The organism is Massilia sp. DWR3-1-1, from assembly GCF_049898325.1.
Classification (GTDB): domain Bacteria; phylum Pseudomonadota; class Gammaproteobacteria; order Burkholderiales; family Burkholderiaceae_D; genus JAFCUW01.
In genome coordinates, this window is sequence record NZ_JAFCXL010000006.1 from 1 (window position 1) to 16693 (window position 16693).

Below are 16693 nucleotides of genomic sequence, written 5' to 3' on the forward strand. Positions count from 1 at the left end.
TTCTTGCGAATCCCCCACTTTCATCCTTAGATCGTATGCGGTATTAGCGTAACTTTCGCTACGTTATCCCCCACTCCAGGGTACGTTCCGATATATTACTCACCCGTTCGCCACTCGCCACCAGGTTGCCCCGTGCTGCCGTTCGACTTGCATGTGTAAGGCATGCCGCCAGCGTTCAATCTGAGCCAGGATCAAACTCTTCAGTTCAATCTCTGTTTGTCGGACCTTTCGGCCCGAATTCGTCCCATTGGTCCGAATTCGCTCACTCAAAATACTGACAGGCCACTTCTTGCGAAGCGCCTATATTTCTTTTTTGTGAACATTTGATAATTTAAGTATTCAAGGACCGAAGTCCTTGGCACTTTCATCAAACGCCCACACTTATCGACTGTTAATTGTTAAAGAACTTTATTCGGTGTTGCTTACTGCGCGGTACGAAGCGTTGTGTTCGTTGCAGCAGAGAGATGAGATTATGTAGGATAAGTCCTGCACTGTCAAGCTCTTTTCACGCAACTGCTGTTGAGGCAGTCCCCGATGAATCGGTCGCAACATGTTGATTTGTTGCAGCTTTTTAACCGGGAGGCGAACTATAGCAAAGACCGCCGGCCCCCGCAAGGGCCGCCGTCCACAATCCGAAACAAGTTGTGGCGGACAGGTAGAATGGCAGCCTCCGCCCCATCTCTTCTGCCCCCATGACCATTACCCTCTCTACCCTCAACGCCCGCTACACCCACGCCTCCCTCGGCTTGCGTTATCTATTGGCGAACATGGCGGAGTTGACGGGGCAGACCCAGATCCAGGAATTCGTCATCGGCGCCAAGACCACTGAAATCGTCGAGCGCCTGCTGGCCAAACAACCGCGCATCATCGGTTTTGGTGTCTATATATGGAACGTCGAGGAAACCACGCGCGTCGTGGCCATGCTCAAGCGGGTGGCGCCGCAGGTAACGGTGGTGCTGGGCGGCCCCGAGGTCTCCCATGAAACGGCGCTGCAGGAGATCGTCAGGCTGGCCGACTACGTGGTGACGGGATGGGGAGAAGTGACCTTCACTGCCCTGTGCCGCCAGATCCTCGACGGCCCGCAGCCTTTGATGAAGGTCCATGCGGGGGTGCAGCCGCCACTGGCCGAACTGCAGCTGCCCTACGCGCTCTATTCCGACCATGACATCGCCCACCGCACCTTGTATGTGGAGGCCTCGCGCGGCTGCCCGTTCAAGTGCGAGTTCTGCCTGTCGGCGCTGGACAAGACCGCATGGCCGTTCGCGCTCGACACCTTCCTCGCGGAGATGGAAGCGCTGCACGCACGCGGGGCGCGGCTGTTCAAGTTCGTCGACCGCACCTTCAATCTGAACATCAAGACCAGCTTGAAGATCATGCAGTTCTTTCTCGATAAGCTGGCAGCGAACCCCGATGATCCCGTCTACGCCCACTTCGAACTGGTGCCGGACCACCTGCCCGACGCGCTCAAGGAGGGCATTGCCAAATTCCCGCCGGGCGCGCTGCAATTTGAAATCGGCATCCAGAGTTTTAATCCGACCGTGCAGGCCTTGGTGAGCCGCCGCCAGGACAACGCCAAGGCGGCCGAGAATATCCGCTGGCTGTGCGAGCATTCGCACGCCCACCTGCACGTCGACCTGATCGCCGGCCTGCCAGGCGAGGACGTGGCCAGCTTCGCCCGCGGCTTCAATCAGCTGGTGGCCTTGCAACCGCACGAAATCCAGTTCGGTATCCTCAAGCGCCTGCGTGGCACGCCCATCATCCGCCACACCGAAACGTTCGGCATGGTGTTCGATCCCTACCCGCCTTACACCATCCTGGCCACCGACAAGATCGATTTCGGCACCATGCTGCGGCTGGTGCGCTTTGCCCGCTACTGGGACCTGGTGGCCAACTCGGGCCGCTTTGGCCACACCATCGGCACCATGCTGGGCGACGCCCCGTTCGAGAACTTCATGGCCTTTAGCGACTGGATGTATGGACAGACCGATGCCACCCACCGCATCGCCCTCGATCGCCTGGCCGCGCTGGTGACGCGCTGGCTGCAGGTGCAGGGCATGGCGCCGGCAGCGGCGGTGGCGCTGGTCGCGCGCGACTACGCCGGCAAGCTCGATGGCGCTGCCAAGGCGGCGGCACCGCAGCGCCAGGCCCGCCACCTGGCCGCCTGAGACGAGCACGCGCCGCACACGACAGAACATCGGTGTAGCAGATGCGGCCAAAGTCTTTTACACTGGCGTAATGCCAATTGAAAATGCGCCAACCCTCGACACCCATGCAAGCGATGCCGGCGCAGCCGATGCCATCGTCGCCGGCGGTATCTGGCAAGTGCACGCGCTGGGCAATCGGCGCACCATCAAGGCGCTCAGCAAGCAGGTGGCCGACCTCAAGGACGCGCCGCGCACCTGGGACCTGTCGCAGGTGGCCAGCATCGACCATATCGGCGCCCAGCTGTTCTGGAACGCCTGGGGCAAGAAGCGCCCCGCCGACCTGATCCTGGCGCCGCGCCAGGAAGAGCTGTTCAAGCGGGTCGAAGAATCGAGCAAGGCCACCGCGCCGCGCAAGGCCGAGCGCATCAACTTCGTGATGAAGCTCGGTGTGCTGATCCTGAGCTTCTTCGAGCACATGCGAGGCTTCATCAAGCTGATCGGCCAGGTGGTGCAGGACATCGGCCGCTTCCTCCGCCATCCCGTCAGCGGCCCATGGCGCGAGATCTCCGCCAATATTTATCATGCGGGCTTCCAGGCGCTGGGCGTCACCGCCCTGGTCGGCTTCCTGATCGGCATCGTGCTCTCTTACCTGTCGGCCCAGCAGCTGCGCATGTTCGGCGGCGATATGTACCTCGTCAATATCCTCGGCATGAGCGTGATCCGCGAGCTCGGCCCCTTGCTGGCGGCGATCCTGGTGGCCGGCCGTTCCGGTTCGTCGATCACCGCGCAACTGGGCGTGATGCGGGTCACCGAGGAACTCGATGCCATGCTGGTGATGGGGATCTCGCACGGTTACCGCCTGATCATGCCGAAAGTGCTGGCCCTGGCCATCTCGATGCCCCTGCTGGTGGTGTGGACCGATTCGATGGCCCTGATCGGCGGCATGATCTCGGCCAAACTCGAACTGGGCCTGTCGGCCCGCTACTTCATTCAAAAGCTGCCCGACGCCGTGCCACTGGCGAACTACAGCATCGGCCTGTTAAAGGGCTGCGTATTCGGCATCCTGATCGCGCTGGTGTCCTGCCATTTCGGCTTGCGCATCAAACCGAACACGGAGAGCCTGGGCGTGGGCACCACCACCTCGGTGGTGACCGCCATTACCGTGGTGATCCTGGCCGACGCCGTGTTTGCCATCATTTTCAACGGCGTGGGGTTCTGATGGCCGACCCCAGCAAAGCCGATCGCGCACCGCCGCGGCTGACCATGATGCCGGTGCAGGACGTCGGCCCGCCCGTGGTGGAGATCGATGGCCTGTGGACCAAGTTCGGCAAAACCGTCGTGCACCAGGACCTCAACCTGGAAATTTACTCGGGCGAGATCCTGTCGATCGTGGGCGGCTCCGGTACCGGCAAGACGGTGCTGCTGCGGCAGATGCTGGGCCTGGAGCGACCCGCGCGCGGCACCGTCAAGGTGTTCGGTGAAGACATCAGCGCGGCCGGCGCCGACCAGCTGCGCCGCATGCGCAATCACTGGGGCATGCTGTTCCAGCAGGGCGCGCTGTATTCGGCCCTGACGGTGTTCGACAATATCGCCCTGCCCATGCGCGAACTGCGGGCGCTGCCCGAGGACGTCATCTACGACGCGGTGCTGCTGAAAATGACCATGGTGGGGCTGGGCATCGAGCACGCCTTTAAAATGCCGGCGGACCTGTCGGGCGGGATGATCAAGCGGGCCGCCCTGGCGCGCGCGCTGGCGCTCGAGCCGCAGCTGCTGTTTCTCGACGAGCCCACCGCCGGCCTCGATCCCGACCTGTCGGACGCCTTCGTCACCCTGATCCAGTCGCTGCACCGCGAACTGGGACTGACGGTGGTGATGGTCACGCACGATCTGGACACGCTGTTCGCGCTGTCGACGCGCATCGCCGTCCTCGCCGAAAAACACGTGATCGCCATCGGCCCCACGCGCGACGTGCTGGCCGTCGACCATCCCTTCATCAAACAATTTTTCCTCGGCGCGCGTGGCCAGCGCGCCCTCGAAGTGCTCGACGAGCACGACGAAGAACTCAAGCAGTACGAGCAGGAGAACGAACAACTGGAGCAGGCGCACCAACAGCAGCAGCAGGAGCGGCAGGAACAGCACGAGCACAATACGCTCGACGAGAGCGCCCAGAAATCGCCTGCGCCGACCAGCCAAGCACCGGAGAATTAATATGGAAAACAGATCGCACGCCCTCATGACCGGCTTCTTCACCATCGCCCTGCTGATCGCAGCGGTGCTGGCGGGGCTGTGGTTCAATCGCGACCGCACCGAACGGGTGCCTTACGTGATCGCCACCACCGAGTCCATTCCCGGCCTGAATCCGCAGGCCGCGGTGCGTTACCGCGGCCTCGAAGTGGGCCGGGTCGACGACATCAATTTCAATCCGGCGGTGGCCGGCCAGATCGTCATTCGGCTGTCGGTCGACCAGGAGACGCCCATCACCACCACCACCTTCGCCACCCTGGGCTACCAGGGCGTGACGGGCATCGCCTTCATCCAGCTCGACGACGAAAAGACCGGCTCGCCCCTGCTCAAGAGCGAAAAGGGGCACCTGGCGGCATTGCCGCTGCGTCCCGGCCTGCTCGACATGCTGGAAAAGCGCGGCCTGGTCATTCTCGACAAGACCAACCAGATCACCACCAAGCTCAACAACTTGATGAGCGACGACAACCAGAAAATCATGATCGGCGCCTTCGACAAGATCGGCAAGACGGCCGAGGCCTACGGGGCCATCCCGAAACAGCTCGAGCCGACCTTGAAACGCCTGCCGGAACTGAGCGCCAAGGCCGAACAAAGCCTGGCTTCGTTCAATGAACTGTCGGGCAGCGCCACCCGCATGAGCAAAAACATCGACCGCCTGGCCACCACCCTGCAGGCGCCAGACGGCCCCATCACCCGGCTGACCGACACCATCGACAAGGTTGGCGGCAACCTGCAGGACGTCACCAGCGACCTCACGCTCGAGACGCTGCCGCACGTGGTGTCCATGACGGACGAAGCGCGCATCTCGCTGCGCGCCGTCAAGCGCACCGCCAATTCGCTGTCGGACCGCCCGCAGGGCCTCATCTTCGGCAATTCCCCGGCCACCCCGGGACCTGGCGAAGCCGGTTTCGTCGCCCCGACCAAATAAGGAGCATCGATGAACCCTGTTTTCCACCGCCTCGCCGGCGCCGCCGCCCTCGCCCTGATCCTGGCCGGCTGCGCCGCGGGCGCCAAGACGAGCAACATCGTCACCTACGATTTCGGCTCTCCCGCGCGGCCCATCGTCGCTTCCGCGGCAGCCGGCGCGATCCCGGCCATCGTCGTCACCGACGTCACCGGCAACGCCGCCTTCGACAGTGAGCGCATGTACTACCGCCTGAACTACGCCGATCCCTTGCAGGCACGCCCGTATGCCAACAGCCGCTGGTCGACCACCCCGCTGCAGCTGCTGACCCAGCGCTTCAAATCGCGCGTGGGCCAGGCGGGCCTCAAGGTGCTGTCGGCCACCGACGCCTCGACCGGCGTGCCGCTGCTGCGCATCGACGTCGATGACTTTACCCATACCTTCGACAGCACCAGCGCCAGCTACGGCGAGGTGGTGCTGCGCGCGTCGCTGTTCAATGGCCGCATCCTCACCGACCAGCGCACCTTCACGCGCAAGGTGACGGCCCTGACGGCCGACGCCGGTGGCGGCGCGCGCGCGCTGGCCGAAGCGACCGACGCCGTTGCAGCCGACATGATCGGCTGGCTGGGGACGGCGCAGCAGCGCAAGCAGTGACGCCTGCAATGGACCAGGCCGATGGGGCTGAAGGGCTGGAAGCGGCGCCCGCGCCGCCGTCGGCGCGCGAGCGCCGCAAGGGCTCGCCGATCGCCCGCGCCGCCCTGCTGGCCTACCTGCTGCTGATCGTCTACGCCAGCTGGTTTCCGTTCACCGGCTGGCGCAGCACGGGGCTGTCGCCATTCGCCTATCTGACCCTGGTGCCGCCGCGCTACTGGACGGCGTTCGACGTGGGCGTCAATATCGTCGGCTACATCCCGCTGGGCATGCTGATCGTGCCGTCGCTCAACCCGCGCCTGCGTGGCATGTGGGCCGTGCTCGTCACGGCCGTGCTGGGCGTGCTGGTGTCGGGCACCATGGAAGCGGTGCAGACCTATCTGCCCAGCCGGGTGCCTTCCAACCTCGACATCCTGACCAACTCGCTGGGCTGCTTCATCGGCGCCTTCATCGGCGCCGCCGGCGCCCGCAAGTACCTCAACCAGAGCCGCATGCTCAAGATCCGCGAGGCCTGGTTCGCCCAGCACGCCAGCCAGGGCCTGGTGCTGGTGGCGCTGTGGCCGCTGGCCCAGGTGTACCCGCAAAACTACCTGTTCGGCAACGGCCAGGTGCTGCCGATCCTGTCCGAGTGGCTCTCCGACTGGCTCGAGCGCGATATCGACCTGGTGGCCCTGCTGCATCCCGGTGCGGCCATGACGGTGGAGCAGTACTGGCTGTCGGAAACCATCATCACCGCCTGCGGCATGGCCGGCGCCGTGCTGATGATGATGTGCCTGCTGCGCCCGGGCGCCCCACGCATGCTGCTGATGCTGCTCACGCTGGCGGCGGCGCTGGTGCTAAAAACCCTGGCCAGCTCGCTGCTGTTTACCCCCGACAATGCCTACGTGTGGATCACCCCGGGCGCCCAGGGCGGCCTGCTGATCGGCGCGATTTTACTGGCCGGCCTGGCCTTCGCGCCGCAGGTGGCGCAGCGCCGGCTGGCCATCGTGACGATTCTGCTCAGCCTGGTGGTGGTCAACGCGATTCCCGCCAACCCGTATTTTGTGTCGACCCTGCAAGGCTGGGTGCAAGGAAAATTCCTCAACTTTAATGGGGCGGCGCAGTTTCTGTCGCTGCTGTGGCCGTTTATTGCCCTATGGTATTTGCTGCTGCCGTCCCATCAACTCAATCGGCAGTAGCGGGTATCATGAGCGCATTCCCGCTTGCCGAACGATCACAGAGAGCCATCATATGAGCGATACCATGAGCGAAAAACCGTATTTTGAAAAACACGTGTTCTTCTGCACCAATGCCCGTGAAGACGGCCGCCAGTCCTGCGGCCACCAGGGCGCCGTCGCGGCCCAAAGGCACTGCAAATCGCGCGTCAAGCAACTGGGCTTGAATGGCCACGGCAAGATCCGCGTCAACCAGGCCGGCTGCCTCGACCGCTGCGAAGAAGGCCCGGTGCTGGTGATTTATCCCGAGGGCACCTGGTACACCTATGTCGACAACAGCGACATCGACGACATCGTCGACAGCCATCTGGCCGGTGGCGTGGTCGTCGAACGCCTCAAAATCTGACCATCATTTCACTCCCATGAGCAAACAAACCGAACGATTCTCACTCGCCGGCCACGCCGGCAACATGGAATGCGTGATCGACTATCCCGACGTCGAGCTGTACCCCGTGCCGCGTGGCATCGCCCTGGTGGCCCATCCCCACCCCCTGTACGGCGGCACCATGGACAACAAGGTGGCCCATGCCCTGGCGCGCACCTTTGTCGGCATCGGCTACCTCGCCGTGCGTTTCAATTTCCGCGGCGTGGGCGCCTCGGAAGGGGTGCATGACAATGGCCACGGCGAAACGGACGACATGGCATTGATGTACGCGCACATCACCGCAAAGTTCCCCGGCCTGCCCGTGGCGCTGGCGGGCTTTTCCTTCGGCACCTTCGTGCAATCGCAATTCCAGCAGCGCCTGATCGCCGCCGGCACGCCGGCCGAGCGCCTGGTGCTGGTCGGCGCCGCCGCCGGCAAATGGGCGATGGCCGACGTGCCGGCCGACACCATCCTGATTCACGGTGAAACGGATGACACCATTCCCCTCACCGACGTGCTCGACTGGGCGCGCCCGCAGGACATTCCCGTCATCGTCATTCCTGGCGCCGACCACTTTTTCCACCGCAAACTCGGTCATATCAAGACCCTGGTGACCCAGATGTGGCGGCGTGATTAACCGTGCGCCAGCCCGGTCACCGTCTATAATTGACGTTCTTTTTTAGCGGCAATGTCTGAACGACATTGCCTGCATTGTTCACCTCATACCTGGTCATTCCCATGAAAAAATTACTTGCGGCCCTGGCCGCCAGTCTCGCGCTGATGAGCGCGGCTGTTGCACAAACCTTGCCGCCCCCGACCATTGCTGCGAAGTCGTGGATCCTGCTCGACTCCACCAGCGGCCAGGTGATTGCCGCGCAAGACCAGAATGCGCGCATCGAACCGGCATCGCTGACCAAGGTCATGACGGCCTACGTGACGTTCCAGGCGCTGCGCGACAAAAAGATCGACATCAACCAGATGGTCAATGTGTCGGTGCGGGCCTGGAAAGTCGACGCCAGCAGTTCCAAGATGTTCATCGACCCCGCCACCCCCGTCAAAATCAATGATTTGCTGTACGGCCTGATGGTGCAGTCCGGTAACGATGCCGCCGTCGCCCTGGCCGAAGCGGTCGCCGGCGACGAAGCGGCCTTCGTCGAACTGATGAACCGCGAAGCGCAGCGCATGGGCATGAAAGACTCCCATTTCGCCAATCCGCATGGCTTGCCCAGCGCCGACAATTACTCGACGGCCCAGGACCTGTCGATCCTGGCCGCCCGCGTGATCCGCGATTTCCCCGAGTTTTACAAGATCGACTCCGTCAAGAGTTTTACTTATAACAAGATCACCCAGCCCAACCGCAACCGCCTGCTGTGGCTCGACCCCACCGTCGACGGCATGAAGACGGGCCACACGGAAGCCGCCGGCTTTTGCATGATTGCCTCGGCACGCCGCCCCAACGGCACCCAGGGCGAACGCCGCCTGATTTCGGTGGTGCTGGGCACCACGTCCGATTCGGCGCGCACGCAGGAAAGCCAGAAGCTGCTCAACTGGGGCTTCCAGAATTTTGACACCGTCAAGCTGTACGCCAAGGGGCAAGCCATCCAGACGCCCGAAGTATGGAAAGGTTCCAAGGGGACCGTCAAAATCGGCTTTGCCAATGACGTGCTGGTGACGGTGCCGAAAGGGGTGGCCGGCAAAATGAAACCTGTGCTCGAGCGCAAGGATCCGCTGGTCGCGCCGCTGCCCCTGAACGGCAAGGTGGGCACGCTGAAAATGATGGTCGACGGCAAGGCGATCCTGGAACTGCCCGTGGTGGCGCTGGAAGAAGTGCCGCAGGCGTCGATCTTCGGCCGCGCCTGGGATTCGCTGCGCTTGATGTTCAAATAAGGCGCGCAATGGCTGACACACAGCATCAGGCAAGCACCACGGACGCGCTACGCCTGTCCCCCATCGTCGCCGGCATGTGGCGCATGGATGAATGGGACATGTCGGTCGAGCAAAGGATCAGCTTCATCGAGCAGTGCCTGGCGCTGGGCGTGACCAGTTTCGACCATGCCGACATCTACGGCGGCTACGGTGTCGAGGCACTGTTCGGCGAGGCCCTGCGGGCGCGCCCGGACTTGCGCCAGCGCATGCAGATCATCAGCAAGTGCGGCATCAAGCTGGTCGCGCCGCAACGCCCCGCGCACACCATCCAGCATTACGACACCAGCGCCGCGCACATCATCGCCTCGGCCGAGCATTCGCTGCGCCAGTTGCACACCGACCACCTCGACCTGCTGCTGATCCACCGCCCCGATCCCCTGATGGACTTCGACGAGATCGCCGAAGCGTTTACGACCTTGATCGCGGCGGGCAAAGTGCGCCATGTGGGCGTGTCCAATTTCAGCCGGCACCAGTTCGACAGCTTGCACCGGCGCGTGCCACTGGCCACCAACCAGGTGGAATTTTCCCCCTTGCACCTGGCGCCCCTGTTCGACGAAGTCTTCGATGGCCTGCAAGACCACGGCATTGCTCCCATGATCTGGTCGCCGCTGGCGGGTGGACGCTTGTTCACCGGCAGCGATGCGCTCACGCAAAACTTGCGATCGGTGATACAGGGCATTGCCGACGAGCTTGAGCAACCGTTCGTCAGCGTGGTCTTTGCGTGGATCATGCGCCTGCCCTGCCAGCCGGTGCCACTCACGGGCAGCGGGCGCATCGCCGCCATCGAGCAGGCCGTGCGGGGCGCCAACATTCGCCTCAGTCGGCCGCACTGGTTCGCCATCCTGCGGGCGGCGCGGGCGCACGAGGTCGCCTGAGCGCAGCCATGGCCGACAGCCCCCTCCACATCGTCGATGGCAGCGCCCTGAGCGGCGCGCAAAAGAAGGATCTATTGAACCGGCTGGCGCGCATCGAGGGCCAGTTGCGGGGGGTGCAAAAGCTGATCGCCCTGGCGGCGGTGCCGGGCGACTGCGACGGGGTCGCCCAGCAGATGGCGGCGGCGCGCAAGGCGCTCGATCGCTCGTTCGTGCAACTGCTCACCAGCAGCATGCTCAACCAGAGCAACAATGCGGCCACGCTGGAAGACGCGCAGGCCAGTGCCGCCAGGCTGGCGGCGATGCTCGACAAGTTTGCCTGAAGCCTGCGGGTCAGTCCGTAAACACTTCGGGCGGCGGGATCCTGGTCCAGCCCTGCAGCCAGGCGATATTGAGCAGCAAGGTCGCGCTCACATAGACCACGAAAAACAAGACAAAATACCGCGTCTGCAACCACGCCAGCAAGCCCAGGTTGACCGCCAGCACCAGCAGCAGCCACTTGTTTTTCGGCTGTTTCGAACTGGGAAAACGCACCGTCGACACCATCAGCGTGCCCACGCCCACCATCAGCAGCATCACCAGCCACGCCTGCAACATGGTCGTCAGCGGCGCCGGCCAGGCCACCACCACGGCGGCCACGCAGGCGGCACCGGCGGTGATCGGCATGCCGACAAAATAACGGGGATCGGTGCGGCCCACGCTGACGTTGAAGCGGGCCAGACGCAAGGCGCCGCAGGCGACAAAAATAAAGCAGGCAATGCCGCCGGCGCGCAGCAAGGTGGGATGATCCTGGCCGAACTGGGCAAAGCCGTAGCAGTACAGCAACAGTCCTGGGGCGCAGCCGAAATTCATCACGTCGGCAATCGAATCGAGCTGCATGCCAAAGTCGGACTGGGTGTTGGTGGCGCGCGCCACGAAACCGTCGAGGGCGTCGAAAATACCGGCCAGCACCAATAAGATCGCCGCCATGCGGTAGGCGGACGGGTCGCCCACGGGCGCATTGTCGACCGAGATGACGATGCTGCCGAAGCCGCAGGCGATCGACAAGAGGGTGACCATGCTGGGCAGGGCGAACTTGGCGCGCGCCATGCGCTGTTGGCGGGTAGATTTCGACATGGGGGCTCGGATTGACGAAGAATTGTTCATTTTACAGGGCGTTGCCGCAACAGGCGGCCCGGTACGGCGCGAAGCAAACCTCCCACAAACGATAGAATGGCCTAAAATTGGTATGACCTCCCGTCTATTGTTGCCCAAAAGATTGAGATTTGCCCGCCTTCGCCGCCCCTTTTCCCGATATTGTCCTTCTATGCCATTGACTGCCCGCTGCCATCTCGTTCTGCCCTTGCTGGTCCTTGCCCTGCTGAGCGCCTGCGGCGGCGGCGGCAGCACGGGCAGCGCCCCGGCGGCGACCACCAGCACGACGACCACGGGCAGTTTCGATACGAGTGCCTACCCTGCGGCGCCCGCCAGCGTGGGCAATGTGGCCGCTGACGGGCGCAACTGGATCAACTACCGCCGCAGCCAGCTCGGCGTTGCCGCCTTGCTGCAAAATGCCCAGGTCAACCAGGCGGCGCAGAACCATTCGGACTACCAGCGCCTCAACAACACCGTCACCCACGACGAAGAGAGCGGCAAGGCGGGCTTTACCGGCGTGGGCCTCGATGCGCGGCTGGCCAGCGCCGGCTACCAGCTCAGCCGCACCGGTTTCGTCTATGGCGAAATCATTTCCGCCACCAGCAACACCTCGGGCTTTTTCATGGCCGAAGAACTGGTGACGGCGATTTATCACCGCTTCGTGATGTTCGAGCCCGTGTTGAAGGAGATCGGCACGGGCTTGAGCACCAACGCCAGCAAGTACAGCTATTTCACCGCCGACCTGGTCGCCAGCAATGGCCTTGGTCCCGGCCTGGGCCGTGGCAAGCTGGCGGTGTGGCCGTTCAACGGCCAGAGCGCAGTGGTGCCGAATTTTTTCAGCGACCAGGAAGAGCCCGATCCCGTCGCTGGTATCGACGAGGTCGGCTATCCGATCAGCGTCCATGCCGACGCCGGCGCCATCGTGCTGGTATCGAGCTTTACGGTGCGGCCCCGCAACGGCGGCAATCTGACCGTCAAGCTCTTGCAGCGCACGCTCGACGACAAGTCGCCACTGACCGATCTGAAAACCCAACGTTCGACAGCGGCGATCATCCCGCTGTCCCGACTGGCCGCCGCCACCGTCTACGACGTCGCCTTCAGCGGCACGGTGGACGGCGTGCCGGTGTCGCTGAGCTGGTCGTTTACCACCCGCTAGGCGGGCGCCCCCAATGCCGCACGACCATTGCGGCGACCCGCGCGCGGCCGACGCCGCCCTCCTCGACACGGGCGCGGCCACGGCCCGCGTGCTGGGCGACGGCGCCCTGTACCTGCGCATGCTGCGGCGATTCAGGCACGATTACCCGCCCGGCGCGCACGGGCTGCACGCGGCCATCGCCAGTGCCGACCTGCCCCTGGCGCAGCGCCTGGCGCACACCCTGATGGGCAGCGCAGGCATGATCGGCGCCCACCAGTTGCACCAGCGCGCCGACGCGCTCGAACAGCACTTGCGTACCCACGGCGCGCACGGGGCGGGCGGACCGTTGGCAGGGCTTGAGCACGCCCTGGGGGCCGTTTTGCTGGTGGTGGAAGGATTGCTGGATGGCGATGCGGCCGCTGACGGGACCGCGCCGGGCCAGCTGCCTGCGCCACCGCCAGAGAGCGCCCTGGCGCTGCTTCAGCTGGCAGCGCTGCTCGATGCGGGCGATGGCGCCGCCCTCGATTTACTGGAGCAGGCGGGACCGGTTTTGCAGGAGGCGCTGGGAGAAGCGGCTTACGGTGAAGTCATGCTGGCGGTGAACGCTTTTGATTTTGAACGGGCGCTGGCATCGTTGCGGCGCGCGCCGCCCGCCGCCGGGCTTACCCCGTAAACGCCGCTTCGTCGTCGAAGCCGTCGGCGCATTCCTTGTTGCAGAAGCGCTTGACGCTGTCGAGCGCTTTTTCGCAATACCAGCACGAGCCTTTCGGCGGCAGGCTCTGGCGCGGTCGCACCGCCCTCGGCGCCGCCGTGCCAGCGGCGTCGGCCACGCCGGGTTCCCCATTCGTCACACCCTCTTGCACGGTTCCCACGATGTCCCCCTTCGAGCGGCAGCCCGCCAAATTTCTACGGCAAGATTACTTCACTGAAATAGCGCGGGCATGATGTGCCGCAAGCAAGGCCGGTGGCCATTCGCCGAAGCCGCGACGACACGACACAGCACAAGTTACGCCGATTGCGGGAGGTCCGCAATCACCAGGCCGTGCTGTCGCGGCATCCCAACAGCATAAGAAATGGGCGAATCCTCACTTTACAAACACACCAAATTCTGGCGGTTTGCGCGGGCCCGGCGCGTTTATTTCAGGGGTTCAACGTGGATGATGACGGCGTCGGCCGTCGTGCGGATGGCGGTGGGCACAAACTGCACGCCGGCATAGCGTAAGTCGTCCATGCGGAAGTGGTAGACGGGCACATCGCGCATCGACTTGCTCAACAGCGCATTGGCAAGCGCGCCGAACTGCCGCTCACGGTCACCATCGACGCCGTCGACGGTCACGCGGTCGAGCTGGGGATCATTGAGGAACACGGCGCCGCGGGCGACGTCGATCGACAGCCGCCCCGACAGCGACACGGTGCCCCGCCATGCCTGCTTGAGAAAGGGCGGCGCCACCGACGCGTCCAGGTGCAGGCCGACCCGTTCGGTGCCTGGTTGCAAGGAAAGCGTGGGGTTGCTCAGTCGGACATCGAACAGGTCCATCATGCGCTTGTTCAGCGGGAAGCGCTTGGCCACGCCCGCCTGCAAGCTCGACAGGGGAACGCTGACGTCGCGCGGCCCGGCCAGGTTGGCGCAGGCCCCCAGCACCATGGCGGCGGCCAGCATGGGGACACGGCGGCGGCAGGTGGTACGGAAGCAAGACATAAGGAATCAGGCAAAAGCGGATCGACAGCACAAGCCTAGCATGTCGCCCGTCACCTCGCTCAGGCGTAGCAACGACGGCCTGACCGCCGTCAGCGGGCTCAGGCCAGGCAACGCCGGTACAGGGCCAGATACGCGGCCGCCGCCCGCTCCCAGGTGAACTGGGACGCATGCAGGCGCACCCGCTCGGCGCCGCCGTGTTCGTTGAAATCGGCCAGACCCGCCTCGAATACCTGCGCCATGTGCGCAGGGTCGAAGTTTTCAAAGTAATAGGCAGCATCGCCGCCCACTTCGGGCAGCGCCGTCAAGGTCGACAGGAACACCGGCTTGCCATGGTACATCGCCTCGATGACGGGCAAACCGAAGCCTTCCGCCAGCGACGGAAAGGCAAACGCCTCGCAATTGGCGTAGTACCAGTTCTTGTCGGCGGCACTGACGGCGCCGGTGATGATGACGCGGTCCGCCACGCCCCAGGCGGCGGCCTCGGCGAGGATTTTTTGCCTGTACGGTTCCTGCAGCACGCCGGCGATGAGCAACTGGCGCCCGTTGCCCCGCAACAGCGGCACCAGCACGTGAAAATTTTTCTTCGGGCACACCATGCCGAGGGCGAACAGAAACGGCTGCGTCGGTACCACTGCCGGGCGGTGGCCCGCGGGCGGCGCACTCCAGTCGGCGCCGTTGTGGATCACGGACAGCTTGGCGCGGGCCTCAGGAAAATGGCGCACGATATCGGCGGCCACAAAATGCGAGATGGCGACGATGTGGTCGGCCCCCGCCACCTTGATCTGCATGCGCGCCATGTGCTTGCGCACGCGCGCGCTGTCGATGCCCTGCTCGTGCAGCTGGTTGAGGTCATGCACCGTCATGATGGTGCGGCCCCGCACGCGGGCGGGACCGAAGCGGCAATACTGGTCGGCAAAATGGACGAGCTCGAATTGCGCGCGCTGGGGGAAAAACCAGCGGTGAAACTTGCGGTGGCGCACATAATTGGCGGCGTCGCCCAAAAAGCCCTGCTGCGGCGGATAGGTGTACGCGCTGACCTTCAGGTCGGTCTGGGCCTGGCGCACGATTTCGCTGCCCAGTCGGTGACCGAAGCTGTGCAAGCCGGTATTGGCATGACGCATCGAATCGAAGGTGAGCAAGACGGCAGGCTTCATGATTCGGCGCAGGCGCGCAAGGGCTGGCTGCGCCAGCCGCGCACGACCGCGGCGACGGCATCGACGCCGATCGCGGCCATGCAGGTGCAACTGGCGGTGCCCGTGCAGCTGGCGCAACGCGCGGGCGCGGTCAGCGACTGCGCCTGCGCGCCCAGCGCGCCCCAGCGGGCGATGTCGATCGGTTGAATGGGCGGAAACAGGCCCAGCGCCGGCCGGCCCAGCGCGGCGGCCACGTGCAGGGGCCCGGTGCCGCTGGCGATCAGGCCGTCGGCCACGCCGATGGTGGCGGTCAGGCGCGTGAGGTCGCCAGCGCCGCACAGATTGTGCACATGCGGCAAGGCGAACAGACCGGGCGCATCGCGCAGCAAGGCGGCGCCCTCGGCGGGGCTGCCGGTGACCCAGATCGCCAGCCCCGGCAGCGCCAGCAACTGGCGCGCCAGCGCCTCGTAGTGGGCCAGCGGCCACTCGCGGCCATTGCCGTTCGATTTAGGATGGAGGATCACATTGAACGGGGCCTGCCCGCGCAACGCCTCGGCAGCGGCCAACTGGGGCGCGCGCAGGCCGTACAAGGCGGGGATGTCGGCCAGCGGCGGCATGAAATCGATGCCGAGCGGGCGCAACAATTCAAAATTCAGCTGCGCCTCGTGCCGCGTCGAGCGCGAGCGATTGAAATGGGCCAGCCGGTTGCAGGTGAGCCAGTGGAACAGGCGGTGGCTGGTGCCCACCCGCTGGCGCACGCCGGCGCGCAGGGCCGCCTTGGCCAGGCGCCGGTTGGGAAAGGCGAAGATGACGATGTCGTAGGTCTTGCCCGCAAACACGGCGGCGGGATCGTCCTCGTTGTCGAAGGCGATCACGTGATCGACATTGCTGCATTGCTCGACAACGGGCGCGGCGTAGCGGCGGCACAACAGATCGACGGTGACGCCGGGCCAGCGTTGCTTGAGATAGCCGGCCAGCGGCAAGGTCAGTACGACATCGCCGATATTATCGGTGCGGCAGATCAAGATGCGTGACTGGCCAAGCTGGGGCGCGGCAGGCGCCGCCCCGCCCTCAAATGATACAGTTTTCCGCCTGCCAGGAGAAAAACCGTATCGAAATAAAGAGGTCAACATGCTTATGCTCGTCCGAAAAAAACCGCCGCCGGCCGGCGCGGCAAGCGGATTGCCCTACTTTAGCTTGCAAAAAGGCGGGGCAAGCTGATTGTAGTGCCCGGCCCCGTCAATTGCCGACTATTTTTGTAAAGCTGGGCAAAGAC

At 64.2% G+C, this 16693-nt stretch carries 18 protein-coding genes and 1 rRNA gene; 13 read left to right on the plus strand and 6 right to left on the minus strand.

The window, feature by feature from the left end; translation table 11 throughout:
- A 16S ribosomal RNA gene (locus ACP7EY_RS07705) occupies window positions 1-207 on the minus strand; the annotation flags it as partial.
- 485 nt (window positions 208-692) lie between these two features.
- Between ACP7EY_RS07705 and ACP7EY_RS07710 the strand changes: the two genes are divergently transcribed.
- The 11 genes from ACP7EY_RS07710 (at window position 693) to ACP7EY_RS07760 (ending at window position 10639) form a co-directional block, all read left to right on the plus strand.
- Window positions 693-2165, plus strand: a complete 1473-nt coding sequence (locus ACP7EY_RS07710; protein ID WP_426192113.1) for a DUF4080 domain-containing protein — start codon at window positions 693-695, stop codon at window positions 2163-2165.
- A 70-nt stretch (window positions 2166-2235) separates the two neighbouring features.
- Window positions 2236-3363 (plus strand): MlaE family ABC transporter permease, encoded by a 1128-nt coding sequence (locus ACP7EY_RS07715; RefSeq protein ID WP_426192115.1) that lies wholly within the window; start codon window positions 2236-2238, stop codon window positions 3361-3363.
- A complete protein-coding gene (locus ACP7EY_RS07720; protein ID WP_426192117.1) occupies window positions 3363-4352 on the plus strand; it encodes an ABC transporter ATP-binding protein in 990 nt (329 codons plus the stop codon). The genes ACP7EY_RS07715 and ACP7EY_RS07720 overlap by 1 nt, the downstream gene beginning before the upstream one ends.
- A gap of 1 nt (window position 4353) precedes the next feature.
- Window positions 4354-5313: an MlaD family protein gene (locus ACP7EY_RS07725; protein ID WP_426192119.1), complete on the plus strand. Its 960-nt coding sequence runs from the start codon at window positions 4354-4356 to the stop codon at window positions 5311-5313.
- A 9-nt stretch (window positions 5314-5322) separates the two neighbouring features.
- Window positions 5323-5943, plus strand: a complete 621-nt coding sequence (locus ACP7EY_RS07730; RefSeq protein ID WP_426192121.1) for an ABC-type transport auxiliary lipoprotein family protein — start codon at window positions 5323-5325, stop codon at window positions 5941-5943.
- A gap of 8 nt (window positions 5944-5951) precedes the next feature.
- On the plus strand, window positions 5952-7118 hold the full coding sequence (locus tag ACP7EY_RS07735) for a VanZ family protein (protein ID WP_426192542.1): 1167 nt from the start codon (window positions 5952-5954) through the stop codon (window positions 7116-7118).
- A 64-nt stretch (window positions 7119-7182) separates the two neighbouring features.
- Window positions 7183-7500, plus strand: coding sequence for a (2Fe-2S) ferredoxin domain-containing protein (locus tag ACP7EY_RS07740; protein WP_426192544.1), 318 nt, complete (start codon window positions 7183-7185; stop codon window positions 7498-7500).
- 16 nt (window positions 7501-7516) lie between these two features.
- Complete coding sequence (locus ACP7EY_RS07745) at window positions 7517-8155, plus strand: alpha/beta hydrolase (RefSeq protein WP_426192123.1); 639 nt, start codon at window positions 7517-7519, stop codon at window positions 8153-8155.
- Between the two features lie 101 nt (window positions 8156-8256).
- A complete protein-coding gene (locus ACP7EY_RS07750; protein WP_426192125.1) occupies window positions 8257-9405 on the plus strand; it encodes a D-alanyl-D-alanine carboxypeptidase family protein in 1149 nt (382 codons plus the stop codon).
- 8 nt (window positions 9406-9413) lie between these two features.
- A complete protein-coding gene (locus ACP7EY_RS07755) occupies window positions 9414-10319 on the plus strand; it encodes an aldo/keto reductase (RefSeq protein WP_426192127.1) in 906 nt (301 codons plus the stop codon).
- 8 nt (window positions 10320-10327) lie between these two features.
- Window positions 10328-10639 (plus strand): metal-sensitive transcriptional regulator, encoded by a 312-nt coding sequence (locus ACP7EY_RS07760; protein ID WP_426192129.1) that lies wholly within the window; start codon window positions 10328-10330, stop codon window positions 10637-10639.
- 10 nt (window positions 10640-10649) lie between these two features.
- Here the strand turns inward: ACP7EY_RS07760 and pssA are convergent, their stop codons facing one another.
- The gene (gene pssA / locus ACP7EY_RS07765; RefSeq protein WP_426192131.1) at window positions 10650-11432 is read right to left on the minus strand and encodes a CDP-diacylglycerol--serine O-phosphatidyltransferase; all 783 of its coding nucleotides are present in this window, start codon (window positions 11430-11432) and stop codon (window positions 10650-10652) included.
- A gap of 190 nt (window positions 11433-11622) precedes the next feature.
- On the opposite strand from pssA, the gene ACP7EY_RS07770 reads away from it, so the two are divergent.
- Window positions 11623-12606 carry a CAP domain-containing protein gene (locus tag ACP7EY_RS07770; protein WP_426192133.1) on the plus strand — a complete coding sequence of 328 codons (984 nt, stop codon included), beginning with the start codon at window positions 11623-11625 and terminating at the stop codon, window positions 12604-12606.
- 13 nt (window positions 12607-12619) lie between these two features.
- Window positions 12620-13258, plus strand: coding sequence for an Hpt domain-containing protein (locus ACP7EY_RS07775; RefSeq protein ID WP_426192135.1), 639 nt, complete (start codon window positions 12620-12622; stop codon window positions 13256-13258).
- On the opposite strand, the gene ACP7EY_RS07780 is transcribed toward ACP7EY_RS07775, so the two are convergent.
- The 4 genes from ACP7EY_RS07780 to ACP7EY_RS07795 form a co-directional block, all read right to left on the minus strand.
- Window positions 13248-13457 carry a hypothetical protein gene (locus ACP7EY_RS07780; RefSeq protein ID WP_426192137.1) on the minus strand — a complete coding sequence of 70 codons (210 nt, stop codon included), beginning with the start codon at window positions 13455-13457 and terminating at the stop codon, window positions 13248-13250. The genes ACP7EY_RS07775 and ACP7EY_RS07780 overlap by 11 nt on opposite strands.
- Window positions 13458-13720: 263 nt before the next feature.
- On the minus strand, window positions 13721-14284 hold the full coding sequence (locus ACP7EY_RS07785; RefSeq protein ID WP_426192139.1) for a DUF1439 domain-containing protein: 564 nt from the start codon (window positions 14282-14284) through the stop codon (window positions 13721-13723).
- A gap of 98 nt (window positions 14285-14382) precedes the next feature.
- Complete coding sequence (locus tag ACP7EY_RS07790; RefSeq protein WP_426192141.1) at window positions 14383-15438, minus strand: glycosyltransferase family 4 protein; 1056 nt, start codon at window positions 15436-15438, stop codon at window positions 14383-14385.
- Window positions 15435-16442: a glycosyltransferase family 9 protein gene (locus ACP7EY_RS07795; protein WP_426192143.1), complete on the minus strand. Its 1008-nt coding sequence runs from the start codon at window positions 16440-16442 to the stop codon at window positions 15435-15437. The genes ACP7EY_RS07790 and ACP7EY_RS07795 overlap by 4 nt, the downstream gene beginning before the upstream one ends.
- Window positions 16443-16693 lie beyond the last annotated feature (251 nt).

Bases quoted from the DNA above. Each gene is read 5' to 3' on its own strand.
- ACP7EY_RS07710 (WP_426192113.1), top strand. From the start codon at position 693: ATGACCATTACCCTCTCTACCCTCAACGCCCGCTACACCCACGCCTCC.
- ACP7EY_RS07715 (WP_426192115.1), top strand. From the start codon at position 2,236: ATGCCAATTGAAAATGCGCCAACCCTCGACACCCATGCAAGCGATGCC.
- ACP7EY_RS07720 (WP_426192117.1), top strand. From the start codon at position 3,363: ATGGCCGACCCCAGCAAAGCCGATCGCGCACCGCCGCGGCTGACCATG.
- ACP7EY_RS07725 (WP_426192119.1), top strand. From the start codon at position 4,354: ATGGAAAACAGATCGCACGCCCTCATGACCGGCTTCTTCACCATCGCC.
- ACP7EY_RS07730 (WP_426192121.1), top strand. From the start codon at position 5,323: ATGAACCCTGTTTTCCACCGCCTCGCCGGCGCCGCCGCCCTCGCCCTG.
- ACP7EY_RS07735 (WP_426192542.1), top strand. From the start codon at position 5,952: ATGGACCAGGCCGATGGGGCTGAAGGGCTGGAAGCGGCGCCCGCGCCG.
- ACP7EY_RS07740 (WP_426192544.1), top strand. From the start codon at position 7,183: ATGAGCGAAAAACCGTATTTTGAAAAACACGTGTTCTTCTGCACCAAT.
- ACP7EY_RS07745 (WP_426192123.1), top strand. From the start codon at position 7,517: ATGAGCAAACAAACCGAACGATTCTCACTCGCCGGCCACGCCGGCAAC.
- ACP7EY_RS07750 (WP_426192125.1), top strand. From the start codon at position 8,257: ATGAAAAAATTACTTGCGGCCCTGGCCGCCAGTCTCGCGCTGATGAGC.
- ACP7EY_RS07755 (WP_426192127.1), top strand. From the start codon at position 9,414: ATGGCTGACACACAGCATCAGGCAAGCACCACGGACGCGCTACGCCTG.
- ACP7EY_RS07760 (WP_426192129.1), top strand. From the start codon at position 10,328: ATGGCCGACAGCCCCCTCCACATCGTCGATGGCAGCGCCCTGAGCGGC.
- pssA (WP_426192131.1), bottom strand. From the start codon at position 11,432: ATGTCGAAATCTACCCGCCAACAGCGCATGGCGCGCGCCAAGTTCGCC.
- ACP7EY_RS07770 (WP_426192133.1), top strand. From the start codon at position 11,623: ATGCCATTGACTGCCCGCTGCCATCTCGTTCTGCCCTTGCTGGTCCTT.
- ACP7EY_RS07775 (WP_426192135.1), top strand. From the start codon at position 12,620: ATGCCGCACGACCATTGCGGCGACCCGCGCGCGGCCGACGCCGCCCTC.
- ACP7EY_RS07785 (WP_426192139.1), bottom strand. From the start codon at position 14,284: ATGTCTTGCTTCCGTACCACCTGCCGCCGCCGTGTCCCCATGCTGGCC.
- ACP7EY_RS07790 (WP_426192141.1), bottom strand. From the start codon at position 15,438: ATGAAGCCTGCCGTCTTGCTCACCTTCGATTCGATGCGTCATGCCAAT.